This window comes from uncultured Desulfosarcina sp., from assembly GCF_963664155.2.
GTDB lineage: Bacteria > Desulfobacterota > Desulfobacteria > Desulfobacterales > Desulfosarcinaceae > Desulfosarcina.
Genome location: NZ_CAXXXH010000001.1, coordinates 4,166,650 through 4,179,011, shown reverse-complemented (window position 1 = coordinate 4,179,011; position 12,362 = coordinate 4,166,650). Strand labels below are relative to the sequence as shown.

Sequence of the window (12,362 nt, the reverse complement as noted above, 5' to 3'; positions counted from 1 at the left end):
CGCATTCTCGACGGAAAACCTGAAAGGAGTTTACAATGAAGGAAAGAGTACTGCTGGTTGATGACGAAGTGGAGTTTCTGGAAATCATGGCCGAACGCATGCGCGCCCGTGATATGGAAGTCACCACATCCACATCGGCCACCGAGGCGCTCTCGCTGATCGCCTCCGAATCCTACGATGCGGTGATCATGGATTTCATGATGCCGGAAATGGACGGCATCCAGGCCTTGAAAGCCATCAAGGATAAACGACCGGAGATGCAGATCATCCTGCTCACCGGCCATGCGACGGTTGAAAAAGGCGTGGAGGCCATGAAGGCGGGCGCCATGGACTTTGTAGAAAAACCCGCAGACCTGGATGCCCTGGCCAAAAAAATAAAAAAGGCCCACCATCAAAAAGCCGTCATCGTTCAAAAACAAAGTCAGGACAAGGTCATCGACATGCTGCGCAAGTTTGGCATGTAATCGCTTAATGAGCGGCGGCCGGCACTTTGGATTTCATCAGATCGAAGACCGCCGGCCCCGACGCTGCCGCCTCGGCATCCCCCGAGGCGACGGCCTTGAGCGTGTCGAAACGCCCTTTATCGCGGCTGCTCAAGGGTGCTTCCAGGAAGGTCAGGGTATTGTGGACCATACTATACATCACCAGCGGGCCGAATGTGATTTCGCCGTCGGGCTTTTCGCCCATGTGACCATAAATGTCGTGGTGGTTCAGCGAAAAGGCCTTGGGCGCCGGTGCCAGCCGCAGTAATTCGGCGAACAGCATCAGGCTCTCCTGAACGCCTTGCGAATATCCGTTTTCCAGGCTTGCCGCCCCATCCCGGGCTATGCCATCGATATCGGCGGCGGTGAAGCGCAGGTCCAGTTCCCCAATGCTGATCTCCTGAATGGTCTTCAAGGATGCTTCTTTCTTGCTCATTACCACATCCTTGTCATTGAGGATTTTAATGGCATTGCGGATATTCACCATCTCTTTTACGGTGGGACTTTTTCTCAGCACCACATCTTCCACACGGGTGTGGTAAATGGGCAGGTCGTTGTCCAGCACCAGGATACGCGTTTTCCCGGGCCCGTCGGACTCCAGGAACAAGGCCAGGTCCCGCTCCTGCCTGCGGGACCAGGGGAAAAAGGTCATCAACTGCTCCAACACCGTCTTGTCGATGCGTTTGCCGCTTTCCACCGACCCGATCGCGCCGGCGATGGTCCTGACCAGGCGGTCGATCTCTATCTTCTTTAACAGGTTGTCCTTGTATGACATCGCATTTCTCCTCGGAGCCCGATTTGATGTTTGACATCTGCTGTGGATATTCATATGGATACTGCTTGTTGCTCAAAAAGCCCTGCCCTTTTTTCGATATGAATACCCGACTGGAACGTCACCCTGCCGGCCTTTAAAAAGGCCGACCCTGCACGGTAGTGGCATGGGGGAAAAGGGCTTGTTTACCATAATCGTAAAGTAACATTCGCGGATTCTCAGGCCGCTTCATGGCATGATTGACGGCTTGTGATTTCATTACGTTGAAAACAGGCCGTCAATCAAGACATTTGTTCCAGCGCCGAGGCGCTAACGAAGCATACCCCTCTGGATTTCCGTTCAACTGCATAAGGAGAACACCGGGTCTTTCCGGAGAGAAAGGAGTCACAATGGAAGAATTTGTTACCCTTACCTACAACGGTCAGCAGATACAGCTGCCGGTGGTCACCGGGACCGAAGGGGAAAAGGCCATCGACATTTCCAGCCTGCGCGCCAATACCGGCTTCATCACCCTGGACCCTGGCTATGCCAATACCGGCAGCTGCCTGAGCGGGATTACCTATATGGACGGCGAAAAAGGCATTCTGCGCTACCGGGGTATCCCCGTGGAGCAGTTGGCCGAACAGGGTACATTCAAAGAGACCGCCTACCTGCTCATCAACGGCAAGCTCCCCAACCGTGAACAGCTGACCCGTTTCTCGGTAATGCTGAACGACAACAGCCTGGTCCATGAAGACCTCAAGGCATTTTACCAGAACTATCCCCGGGCCTCCCATCCCATGGGGATCCTCTCCTCCATGGTCAATGCCCTGAGAAGCTTTTATCCGGAACTGGGCACCCTGGAGGAGCAGATCACCATCACCATGACCCGGCTGCTGGCCAAGGTGCGCACCATGGCTGCCATGTCATACAAGATTTCCCGGGGCCATAAGGTGATCTACCCCCGTCCGGATCTCACCTACTGCGAAAACTTTCTCAACATGATGTTCGACACCCCCGTGAAGCCCTATGAAATCAATCGGGCCGCCGTCAATGCCCTGCGCGTGTTCTGGATCCTTCACGCCGACCATGAGCAGAACTGCTCCACCTCTGCCGTGCGCGTGGTGGGCAGCGCCCGGGTCAACCTCTACGCCGCCATTTCTTCGGGCATCGCCGCGCTGTGGGGCCCGCTCCACGGCGGCGCCAACCAGGCGGTCGTCGAAATGCTGTCCGCGATCCAGGCCGACGGCGGGAATTACCGGAAGGCCATCGAACGGGCCAAGGACAAGAACGATATGTTCAGGCTCATGGGGTTCGGCCACCGGGTCTACAAGACCTACGATCCCCGCGCCAAAATCATGAAAAAAATGTGCGATGAGCTGCTGGAATCCCTGCAAATCAATGACCCGCTGCTGGATATCGCCAAGGAACTCGAGGAGGCGGTCCGAAAAGATCCTTACTTTATCGACCACAACCTGTACCCCAACGTCGATTTCTACAGCGGGATCGTTCTTCGGGCCATCGGCATCCCCACCAACATGTTCACGGTGATGTTCGCCATCGGCCGCCTGCCGGGGTGGATCGCCCAGTGGAAGGAGAGCATGGACGATCCCAACTGGAAGATCTGCAGGCCTCGACAGGTTTATACCGGTGCCACCCAATACGATTTTGTCCCCATTCATGCACGGGCATAAGGCCCGGGGAGACAGGCCTTGTTTTCGTTTAAGGTCGACACCGTCGACAGTCATTCGGTTAACGCCGCATTCACGGCCGCTTCGGCGTGAATGCGCGCCGTATCGAAAACCGGCACCGGGCAGTCATCGGCGCGAACGAGAAGACCGATCTCGGTGCAGCCGAGAATCACCCCGTGGGCACCCCGTTCGACCAGGTCTTCGATAATCCGGGCATAGGCCTGCCGGGAAGATTCCCGGGTCCGGCCCAGACAAAGCTCCGTATAGATGATATCGTGGACAATCTGGCGCCGGACCGCGTCGGGAATCAGTACCCGCAGCCCGTACCGGTCTTCCAGCCGCTTGCGGTAAAAGTCTTCTTCCATGGTAAACCGGGTTCCCAGCAGAGCGACAGTATTTATACCGGCCGCCAGAACCGCCTCGGCGGTGGGGTCGGCAATGTGCAGCAGCGGTATGGCCACGCTTGCCGCCACTCCATCGGCCAGCTTGTGCATGGTGTTGGTGCAGATGATCAGCAGGTCCGCCCCTGCGCGCACCAGCGACTGTGCCGCTCGGACCAGGATCGACTGCGCCGCATCCCATTGCCCCGCATGCTGCAAGGCTTCGATCTCGGCAAAATCCACGGAATATAAAATGCTTTTTGCCGAATGTAGCCCGCCCAGACGATCTCTCACGGCTTCGTTGATAATCCGGTAATAAACCAGCGTCGATTCCCAACTCATCCCGCCGATCATGCCGATGGTTTTCATCCGTTGTTGCTCCTTTGCGCACAGACTGGCGTTTGCGCGGCATCGTCGGTTGGTTTATGCATTTGACTCCGGCGGCGTGGAAACCGGCCTGACCGTCTCCCGGAGGGTTTACGCCACCCGGCGGTCCTGCCGGGCCCGTGCCAGATAACCGGGCATACCCCTTAGAAAAAGGATCAGCACCGCCACAAAGGCCAGGGGAAAGATCACGCAGTCAAACAGATAACCGGCAATCAGCTGGAAGGTCGTTCCGGCAAGATTTCTTCCCTGCTCGCTGAGATAGGCCTCCAGTTCCCGAAGCTGTTTTTTCAAACGCTCATATCGGTCAGCCACACCCATGGCCGCTTCGACGGCTGACGTCGCTTTCCCATCGATGTCTATCCCGTTTTCAACGGCTCCTCGCGTGAATGTGCGGCTGACTTTGTCAAAAGCGTCGTAGGACTGCTTGATCAGCGGTCGCGTGATTCGCGCGGACAGGCATGAGGCACCGAATACGGCCAGGGGAAGGACCAGGTAGAGCAGCACCGTCATAAATGTGCAGGTGGCGGTAACCGACCGCAGAAATTGGGCCAGTCCTTTCCGGTCCGGGAAAAAACACCGTCCCGCCGCCAGCAAGAACAGGCAGAAAAAGGCCAGGACCATGACGAAGTGGTCTGCCATGGCCACCCCCTCCAAGGCCAGCCGGGTCATGAACAGGATGGTTCCCCCGGCCAGCACCGTCTTCCAGGCGATATCCACATAGTCGTAGACCGATTGCACCAGGTCCCCCACCTGAAGGTTGAAGCCGATGCCCACTTCGGATCCTTCAATCACGGCCAGACCGCTCTTGACGGCGGACAGCACCAAAAAACCCTCCAGCGCGCCGTCATAGGATTCCTCCAGATAGTGATGGTTGGCACGGGCCAGTTCTCCGAGACCGATTCGCGACAAGGCCCTGTCCATCATGCCGGTGGCGGCATGCACCATGCCGGCGAGGGCAAGCACCATCACCAGAGCCATTTTCGTTTTTAAGGTCATGACAACATCACCTTGCAGATGGCCTGATAGGGGCTCCCATCAGTCTCCTCCCGAGCCCTTCTCATCCGTATCATCCTTTCCAACTGGGTTTGCTGCATCGGCCCCCGGAAAATGGCACGCGTAAGGGTGTTGGTGCAAAAAGGGATCACGCACGGCAATCTCCCTTAGGCTTCCATCGACCCGCGTCGGATTTGTTTTGACAGGTCGGCCGACATTCACCTACACTGAGACTGAGAGAAAAAGGCCGGTTGCAAACCCATTTATATCGCCGCCGGCTTATTTTTCAACCGCAAAAAATTTATTTCGCGGTTATGCATGCCCCACACTGGAGGTGCCGCCATGCTGGTAAAAGAGATCATGACCGAAAACCCCGTCACCGTCACCCGCGACACGGAAATTATCAAAGCGGCCAAAATCCTGCTGGACCGCCGCATCAACGGTGTGCCGGTGGTGGACGACAACGGAAAGCTGGTGGGAATCCTCTGCCAGAGCGACATCATCGCCCAGCAGAAAAAGTTTCCCGTTCCCTCGCTGTTCTCTTTTCTGGACGGCTATATTAACCTCAGCTCCATGAAAAACATCGAAAAAGAGGTGCGCAAAATCGCCGCCACGGCCGTCTCGGATGCCATGACCCCCAACCCGGTCACCGTCGGACCGGATTCGAGCATCGAAACCGTGGCAGCCCTCATGGTGGACCATAATCTCCATACGCTTCCGGTGTTGGAAAAAGGGGTGCTGGTGGGTGTGGTCGGCAAAGAGGATATTCTGCGGACCCTGATGCCCGCGAACCATTCATGACGAAAGGAGGCCCCCATGGGCGTAAACCAGATTGTCTGTTGCAGCGATTTTTCCGATCATTCAGAGGCCGCTTTCCAAACGGCCCTCGACCTGGCGCAGCGGTATAAAGCCAAGCTTTACGTGGTCCATGTGCTGCCACCGGTGGTCAACCCCATGCTCACCGACACCGATCTGATGCTGCCCGAGCATCCCGACGAGAATCTGGTGGTCAGCCTGAACGAACGGATGCAGGAGGTCTATGGCAACCGCATCCCCGAAGCGGTCGACTGCGAACTGGTGGTCCGCGACGGCCACGTCTCCACGGAAATCATCCGCTTCATCGAAGAGACCGATGCCGATCTGGCGGTGGTGGGAGCATTCGGCCTCAGCGGTATGGGGCTGGTCCTGTTCGGCAGCGTCGCCAAACGCATCTCCCACAAAGCGCCATGCTCGGTGATGATCGTACGGAACAAGAAGACCTGACCCATCCGCTGCACCTGGACTGATTTCTCCTGCTGCCCACAACCGATGATCTGACCGGACATCCGGCAGCAGGAAATCCATTATCGCAACCTCGGCATTCGACGGCCATTGCCACCCGCATTATGAGAATACTGCTCGTCTACCCTTATTTTCTCGACAAACGCATCAACGAGGAGGATGTCAGCGCCATCCCCATGGGCCTTTACTCCGTGGGTGCCATGCTGCGGGCAAACGGCTATGCGGTGGACATCCTTAACGGCCACAACCTCGGAAAAGCACCCCACCGCATCTATCAGGTGCTGGGCGACAAGCAGCCGGATGTGGTCGGTTTCTCGATCCTGCATGCCAACCGCTGGGGCGGCATCGACATCGCCCGCATGGTCAAGAAAGTCAATCCAGACGCAACCGTGGTGTTCGGCGGCGTGGGGGCCACCTTTCTCTGGGAACATTTTCTGACCCATTTTCCGGAGATCGACTATGTGGTCCGGGGTGAAGGGGAGCACAGCTTTCTGGAGTTGATCCGCTTTCTTGAAAAGGGGAAAACGGCCATCCCCACGCACATCGACGGCCTGGCTTTTCGAAAAAAAGGAAAACCCTTTAAAACCAGAGACCGGGAACCGTTGGCAGACCTGGACAGTCTGCCCATGCCCGCCGACCATTTCACCTTCCAACACATTTCCCTCACGCGGGGATGCCCGGAGGAATGTACCTTCTGCGGGTCGCCGGCACTCTGGAAACGCCGGGTGCGATTTCACAGCGCCGATTACTTCGTGTCCCAGATGGTGCGGCTTCGAGGAAAAGGGGTCGACTTTTTCTTCGTATCCGACGATACGTTTACCCTCAAGCGGAGCCTGGTGATCGACATCTGCCGCCGGATCGTCGAGCGCCGCCTCAGCGTCGTCTGGGCGGCCATTTCCCGGGTGGATTGTGTGGATGAAGAGATTCTGGGCTGGATGCGCCGGGCCGGATGCATCCAGATCAGCTACGGTGTGGAAAGCGGCAGCCGGGAAATCAGGGACCGGTATCGCAAGCGCATCAGCGAAGCAGCCATCTGCCGCGCCTTTGACCTGACCGTTCGCTATGGCATCATGGCCAGGGCGTACTTTATCTACGGCGCCCCGGGGGAATCCGATCGAACCATCGACGAGAGCCTGGCCCTGCTTCGCCGTATCCGCCCCCTGTCGGCCATTTTCTACATCCTGGATCTATTTCCCGGCACGGCGTTTTATGAAGATTATAAGCAGCGCACCGGCGCCTCCGATGACATCTGGCTGGACCGGGTCGAAGATATGCTTTACTTCGAGACGGATGAGACGCTGAGCCAAGCAACCGTGCTCGATTTCGGACGGCGGCTCAGGCAGGGCTACCATGCCTTGCTGCCGGAATTTGCCGAGAAGATTGATCTGGTGGACGATCCGGACCTGTATCCGCTGCATGCCGATTTCCTCTCCCGGTTGGCCCTGACATTCAGCCACGGTGATTATGCCGTGAACCCGCTGGTTGAAAACAGCCTGGAGACCGCCATCATGCTGTTCGAACGATCATTGGGCTACCATCCGGACCACCGCGCCTTCTGGGGACTGGGTCTCGTTTACCAGCACCTGCGGCGGTTTGATGAATCGGTGGCGGTCCTGCAGCGGGGCATCGACCACCATAAAACCAGCGTGGACCTGCACATGGCCCTGGCCAACAGCCTGATGCGTCTGAATCGTTACCCGGAGGCACGTGAATGTCTGGAAGCCTTTCCGGAGCATCCCCGGATCGTCGAGCAGCTCATCCGCTGTTGCCGGTCTTCGGGCGACCGGGAGGGGGAACAAACCTGGACCCGCCGACTGAATTCTCTACAGCAGCGTTGATCCAGAAAGACCACTGAAGGGCAAGCAATCCTCAGCCTTCCGACCTCAGGCCTTCCCGCAGCAGCTGCCCGGTCCGGCACAGCCGGCATGGCCCGGCGACGATCCGCAGCAGGTCGTATCCCCGGGACCGGGCATGGCCGCAGAAGATGTGCCGGACAGGGATGAATGGGCGGACATGAGTTTTTTGAGGTTGCCGCTGCCGCAGCGCTCGCAATAAACCGTTGTTTTCTCATTAAAAACCAGAATCTCAGCCACATGGCCGCAGTCGGCACACAAAAAGTCAAAAAGTGGCATACATCCCTCCTTTTTCCCATAATGTCCGAGACCGCTTTCCATCAGCCCATCAGTGGGCACATCCCCCGATCTGCACCCCGTGATGGTGGCCGCAGACCTTGCCCGGATCGAACACCGGCAGGTTGCCGGCCTTGATCATCCGGGCGTTTTCCCGAACGGTTCCTTCAATGGCCCGGTAAACGGTAATGCCGTCGGTGTTCAGTTTTTTCAGGGCGCCGCCGCCGATCCCCGCCACCACGACACCATCCACCCGGCGCCCCCCCAGGGCACTCATGGGATTGCAGTCACCGTGCTGATGGTCCTGATCCGGATTCTCGAAGACCTCATCTGAATCCGCATCCAGGTCCACAAACACAAAAAAGGGCGCAGACCCGAAATGGCCGTGAACGATGCTGTCCAATCCTTTGTTTTCTTCTACCGGAAAAGCGATTTTCATTTTACTGGATCTCCCTCATACCATGCTAACCATTGCATGGCATGTGATTTTTCTCAGGTGAACAAAAGACAAGGTTGCCGGAGGGAATCGATCATCGACCAACCGCCCGCCGTCACCTTGTCGACGAATTTAGTTATATACCTCAATATCGAGGCTGCTTCAAGGTTTTCATGGCGGGTCCGGCGGCTGTTCCAGCCAGCCGATCAGAAAAGCAGAAATTGGAAGATATTGTTGCCTCGAGATGGTCCGCATGCTATATGTTGAGTCCAATAATAATATTGGATCCTAAACTCGAACCAGGTCGAATGCTCCATTCCGTCTTATTCACCACCGTTGTCCCTGCACCTGCGGCCCCTTCTCCGCAACGATATCCAACGGCCATGAAACCGGGCGGCCCGTCTGGCCCGGACCCCCATCATTGGATTGAACGGTCCATTGGATCGCCGGCAACCATCCATGACTTCCAGGAGGTGCGATGATTTCGTTTTCCACGAGCAAACGGAAAATATTTGTACTGGACACCAACATTATCCTGCACGACAGTTCCTGCATGAACCAGTTCGACGAGCATGACATTGTCATCCCCATCGCCGTCATCGAAGAACTGGACCGTTTCAAGAAGGGAAATGAAATTTTGAACTGCAATGCCCGGGAGTTTGCCAGGGCACTGGACGCATTGACCGGGGATCGCATTTTTAACGGCGGGATTCCTATCGGTCCCGGAAAAGGGAAAATCACCGTCTGCCTGGACCGGGAATTTCACGACAAGGTCAAGGTGAACTTCTCCCCGGACAAACCGGACCACCATATTCTCAACGCCGCCTACCACATCGCCTGTGAATACGCCTTTGACCGTGTTTTCCTGGTCACCAAGGACGTCAATCTGCGCATGAAAGCCAAGTCCATCGGCCTGATGGCTCAGGACTACAGCACCGACCGGGTCCAGGCCCCGGCGGATATCTATAAGGGCACCCGGGTGGTGGAAGACATTCCCGCCGCCGTCATCGACCGGCTCTACGTCAAGCCCTTCGAAATGGACGCCGCCCTTCTGGAAGCAGCGGAACCCCTGCTCGCCAACGAATACCTGGTAATGAAAAACGGCAGCAAGTCAGCATTGGGCGTGTTTCTTCCCTACACCCGATCCATCCGTCGCATCGACACCCAGGTCAGTTACGGCATCCGGCCCCGCAATGCTGAACAGTGCTTTGCCATGGACGCGTTGACCAACCCGGAGGTGCCGCTGGTGACCATCACCGGCAAGGCCGGCACCGGCAAAACCCTTCTCGCCCTGGCGGCCGCCCTGGAAAAGAGGCGTTACTACCGGCAGATTTTCATCTCCCGGCCGTCGGTACCGTTGAGCAACAAGGACATCGGTTTTCTACCCGGAGACATCCAGTCCAAGCTGGACCCATATATGCAGCCCCTGTATGATAATCTGTCGGTCATCGAAAGCAACCATAGCGGTAAAAGCGGCAGCGGGCGACGGGTGAAGGAACTGTTGGATGAAGAAAAGATCGTCATCACGCCCCTGTCCTATATCCGCGGAAGAAGCATCGTAAAAGTCTTTTTCATCGTCGATGAGGCCCAGAACCTCACGCCCCACGAGGTGAAGACCATCATCACCCGGGCCGGCGAAGGGACCAAAATCGTATTGACCGGAGACATCTACCAGATCGATCACCCCTACCTGGACAGCCGGAGCAACGGGTTGAGCTATCTGATCGAAAAGATGAAAGGCCAGAACCTCTACACCCACATCAACCTGGAAAAAGGCGAACGCAGCGAGCTTTCGGACCTGGCCATCAACCTGCTTTAAATAAGGATTTAAGGCTGAAGGCCGACGGTTTTAAGACAAAAGATATTTTGCGGATGGTCAACCAGCAAACCCGAAAACCCAACGAATTCAAGATGCAGTGTCCCCGATGCGACTATGAACAGGCTGATGATAACACCGAGTGTCTGAGCTGCGGCATCGTCTTTGCCAAGTGGCATCAGCAAAAGGCGGTGCCTCGACCGGGACAATCCGCCCCTCCGGCAGCTATTCAAAAAGAAACCCAGGAGACGGAATCCGGCCTTCTGAGCACCCTGCTGTTCCATATGCCGGCCAAGGTGAATCCTATTTCCTGGGGCGCCCGTGTGCTGCTTCTGGCCATTCTCACCCTGTGGGGGATCAAGTTCATCGTCACCCCCCTTTCCTCTGACGCCACGATGAGCAGTTTCTGGCACCTGGTCAATCTTCCCTTTCACGAGGCCGGCCACATCTTTTTCCGCCCCTTCGGGCGGGTGATGACGTCCCTCGGCGGCAGCCTGATGCAGGTGCTCATGCCGGCCATATGTCTGGTGGTTTTCCTGGTAAAAACCCGCGACCCCTTCGCCGGATCCTTCTCCTTGTGGTGGATGGGCCAGAACTTCATCGACCTGGCGCCGTACATCAACGATGCCCGTTCCCTGAGCCTCCCCCTGTTGGGAGGCAATGTCGGCCGCCGCGCCCCCTATGGGTTTCACGACTGGGAATTTATCCTCAAGGAAACCGGCCTGATCCGTTTCGACCATACCATCGCCCGGATGTCCCACGGAGTGGGCGCGCTATTGATCACGGCGGCCGTAATCTGGGGCGTTTTTCTGCTGTTTAACCATTATCGGATCCTGCGAACCCAGCCACCCGGCTGACACGCAAAGCGAACCATCGCCGCGCCGGAAAAAACCAAATGGAAAAACGATAAAACCCATGAAACCGGATGACAATCCAATCGAACCTGCCAATCGGGCGGATGCCGCCGTTGCCATGCTGTCGCTCCTGCCCTATGCCGCCGACCCGCTGCCGGGCATCGGCGGCGCCATAAAAGCCGCACCGGAACATTTCGTGGTCGAAGAGATTCTGCCCTATGCCGCCTGCGGCGAAGGCGAGCATGTCTATGTGACCTTCCGGCGAGCCGGATGGAACACCGCCGACGCTGCCCGAATCATGCAGAAATACCTGGGCCTGGCCCCGTCGGACGTGGGATGGGGCGGCCGCAAGGACAAAACGGCGGTGGTCGTGCAGACCCTTTCCTTCCGCTGCGGTGTCAATCATCCGCTGACCGACATCGAGAACGCATTGGCCGACCTGCCCTTCGAGATTCTGGCCATCGACCGTCATCGCAACAAGATCAAAACCGGCCACGTGGCAGCCAACCGCTTCACCGTCGTGGTCAGCCATCCCGAACCCGATGCCCTGCCCCGTGCCCTGGCCATTGCCGACCGGTTGAAGCAGACCGGCGTACCCAACTTTTACGGCCCCCAGCGATTCGGCCACGGGATGCAGAACATCCACCGCGGATTCGCCCTTTTCTCAGCCGGGAAAAAGGCACGCAAGGACATGTTCATGGTGTCGGTGGTCCAGTCGGCGCTGTTCAACATATGGCTCAAGCAGCGCATGGAGACCGGCGATTACCACAACGTGCTGGCGGGCGACATCGTAAAAAAGACCGACACGGGCGGCATGTTCACCGTCGAGGATCCGGTGATCGAAAACCGGCGCTTCACCGCTGGAGAAATTGTCACCACCGGCCCCATTTTCGGATTCAAGATGAAACCGGCCATGGATGCGGCCGGTGAAAAAGAAGCGGCGCTGTTAAAGCAATTCAGCCTCACCCCGGAAGACTTCCGACCGTTCCGCTCACCGGGATCGCGACGGGAAGCCATCCTGAATCCTGCGGATCTGACTCTCGCTGAAGTGGACGACGGGCTGCGCCTCACCTTCACGCTGCCCTCCGGGGCCTACGCCACAACCGTTCTGCGCGAATTCACCCGACCGTCTTAGCGGCCGGTGGTCGATCATCCCCGAACC

General features: G+C 57.3%; 13 protein-coding genes. 8 read left to right on the top strand and 5 right to left on the bottom strand.

Annotation, left to right across the window (positions count from 1 at the left end):
- Positions 1-35: 35 nt before the first annotated feature.
- On the top strand, positions 36-464 hold the full coding sequence (locus ACHZBS_RS19020; protein ID WP_319408107.1) for a response regulator: 429 nt from the start codon (positions 36-38) through the stop codon (positions 462-464).
- A 4-nt stretch (positions 465-468) separates the two neighbouring features.
- Here the strand turns inward: ACHZBS_RS19020 and ACHZBS_RS19015 are convergent, their stop codons facing one another.
- Positions 469-1,257, bottom strand: a complete 789-nt coding sequence (locus ACHZBS_RS19015; protein ID WP_319408106.1) for a hypothetical protein — start codon at positions 1,255-1,257, stop codon at positions 469-471.
- Between the two features lie 386 nt (positions 1,258-1,643).
- Between ACHZBS_RS19015 and ACHZBS_RS19010 the strand changes: the two genes are divergently transcribed.
- Complete coding sequence (locus tag ACHZBS_RS19010) at positions 1,644-2,927, top strand: citrate synthase (RefSeq protein ID WP_319408105.1); 1,284 nt, start codon at positions 1,644-1,646, stop codon at positions 2,925-2,927.
- 50 nt (positions 2,928-2,977) lie between these two features.
- Here ACHZBS_RS19010 and ACHZBS_RS19005 read toward each other — a convergent pair whose 3' ends face one another.
- Together ACHZBS_RS19005 and ACHZBS_RS19000 are read right to left on the bottom strand one after the other, a co-directional pair.
- Positions 2,978-3,673: an aspartate/glutamate racemase family protein gene (locus ACHZBS_RS19005; RefSeq protein ID WP_319408104.1), complete on the bottom strand. Its 696-nt coding sequence runs from the start codon at positions 3,671-3,673 to the stop codon at positions 2,978-2,980.
- A 108-nt stretch (positions 3,674-3,781) separates the two neighbouring features.
- A complete protein-coding gene (locus tag ACHZBS_RS19000; protein ID WP_319408103.1) occupies positions 3,782-4,687 on the bottom strand; it encodes a hypothetical protein in 906 nt (301 codons plus the stop codon).
- Between the two features lie 339 nt (positions 4,688-5,026).
- On the opposite strand from ACHZBS_RS19000, the gene ACHZBS_RS18995 reads away from it, so the two are divergent.
- From ACHZBS_RS18995 to ACHZBS_RS18985, 3 genes are all read left to right on the top strand, one after another.
- Positions 5,027-5,485: a CBS domain-containing protein gene (locus ACHZBS_RS18995; RefSeq protein WP_319408102.1), complete on the top strand. Its 459-nt coding sequence runs from the start codon at positions 5,027-5,029 to the stop codon at positions 5,483-5,485.
- Between the two features lie 15 nt (positions 5,486-5,500).
- Complete coding sequence (locus ACHZBS_RS18990; RefSeq protein ID WP_319408101.1) at positions 5,501-5,947, top strand: universal stress protein; 447 nt, start codon at positions 5,501-5,503, stop codon at positions 5,945-5,947.
- A 122-nt stretch (positions 5,948-6,069) separates the two neighbouring features.
- Entirely contained in the window at positions 6,070-7,803 is a 1,734-nt protein-coding gene (locus tag ACHZBS_RS18985; RefSeq protein WP_319408100.1) for a B12-binding domain-containing radical SAM protein, read from the top strand.
- A 45-nt stretch (positions 7,804-7,848) separates the two neighbouring features.
- On the opposite strand, the gene ACHZBS_RS18980 is transcribed toward ACHZBS_RS18985, so the two are convergent.
- Together ACHZBS_RS18980 and ACHZBS_RS18975 are read right to left on the bottom strand one after the other, a co-directional pair.
- Positions 7,849-8,097, bottom strand: coding sequence for an FmdB family zinc ribbon protein (locus ACHZBS_RS18980; RefSeq protein WP_319408099.1), 249 nt, complete (start codon positions 8,095-8,097; stop codon positions 7,849-7,851).
- A gap of 49 nt (positions 8,098-8,146) precedes the next feature.
- Positions 8,147-8,533, bottom strand: a complete 387-nt coding sequence (locus ACHZBS_RS18975) for a NifB/NifX family molybdenum-iron cluster-binding protein (RefSeq protein ID WP_319408098.1) — start codon at positions 8,531-8,533, stop codon at positions 8,147-8,149.
- Positions 8,534-9,008: 475 nt separating this feature from the next.
- On the opposite strand from ACHZBS_RS18975, the gene ACHZBS_RS18970 reads away from it, so the two are divergent.
- Genes ACHZBS_RS18970 through truD form a run of 3 tightly spaced genes read left to right on the top strand, consistent with a single transcriptional unit; the run spans position 9,009 to position 12,335 of the window.
- Positions 9,009-10,349 (top strand): PhoH family protein, encoded by a 1,341-nt coding sequence (locus ACHZBS_RS18970; protein ID WP_319408097.1) that lies wholly within the window; start codon positions 9,009-9,011, stop codon positions 10,347-10,349.
- A 53-nt stretch (positions 10,350-10,402) separates the two neighbouring features.
- Positions 10,403-11,203, top strand: a complete 801-nt coding sequence (locus tag ACHZBS_RS18965) for a zinc ribbon domain-containing protein (RefSeq protein ID WP_319408096.1) — start codon at positions 10,403-10,405, stop codon at positions 11,201-11,203.
- A gap of 58 nt (positions 11,204-11,261) precedes the next feature.
- Positions 11,262-12,335, top strand: coding sequence for a tRNA pseudouridine(13) synthase TruD (gene truD / locus ACHZBS_RS18960; RefSeq protein WP_319408095.1), 1,074 nt, complete (start codon positions 11,262-11,264; stop codon positions 12,333-12,335).
- Positions 12,336-12,362: the final 27 nt, after the last annotated feature.

Bases quoted from the DNA above. Each gene is read 5' to 3' on its own strand.
- ACHZBS_RS19020 (WP_319408107.1), top strand. From the start codon at position 36: ATGAAGGAAAGAGTACTGCTGGTTGATGACGAAGTGGAGTTTCTGGAA.
- ACHZBS_RS19015 (WP_319408106.1), bottom strand. From the start codon at position 1,257: ATGTCATACAAGGACAACCTGTTAAAGAAGATAGAGATCGACCGCCTG.
- ACHZBS_RS19010 (WP_319408105.1), top strand. From the start codon at position 1,644: ATGGAAGAATTTGTTACCCTTACCTACAACGGTCAGCAGATACAGCTG.
- ACHZBS_RS19005 (WP_319408104.1), bottom strand. From the start codon at position 3,673: ATGAAAACCATCGGCATGATCGGCGGGATGAGTTGGGAATCGACGCTG.
- ACHZBS_RS19000 (WP_319408103.1), bottom strand. From the start codon at position 4,687: ATGACCTTAAAAACGAAAATGGCTCTGGTGATGGTGCTTGCCCTCGCC.
- ACHZBS_RS18995 (WP_319408102.1), top strand. From the start codon at position 5,027: ATGCTGGTAAAAGAGATCATGACCGAAAACCCCGTCACCGTCACCCGC.
- ACHZBS_RS18990 (WP_319408101.1), top strand. From the start codon at position 5,501: ATGGGCGTAAACCAGATTGTCTGTTGCAGCGATTTTTCCGATCATTCA.
- ACHZBS_RS18985 (WP_319408100.1), top strand. From the start codon at position 6,070: ATGAGAATACTGCTCGTCTACCCTTATTTTCTCGACAAACGCATCAAC.
- ACHZBS_RS18980 (WP_319408099.1), bottom strand. From the start codon at position 8,097: ATGCCACTTTTTGACTTTTTGTGTGCCGACTGCGGCCATGTGGCTGAG.
- ACHZBS_RS18975 (WP_319408098.1), bottom strand. From the start codon at position 8,533: ATGAAAATCGCTTTTCCGGTAGAAGAAAACAAAGGATTGGACAGCATC.
- ACHZBS_RS18970 (WP_319408097.1), top strand. From the start codon at position 9,009: ATGATTTCGTTTTCCACGAGCAAACGGAAAATATTTGTACTGGACACC.
- ACHZBS_RS18965 (WP_319408096.1), top strand. From the start codon at position 10,403: ATGGTCAACCAGCAAACCCGAAAACCCAACGAATTCAAGATGCAGTGT.
- truD (WP_319408095.1), top strand. From the start codon at position 11,262: ATGAAACCGGATGACAATCCAATCGAACCTGCCAATCGGGCGGATGCC.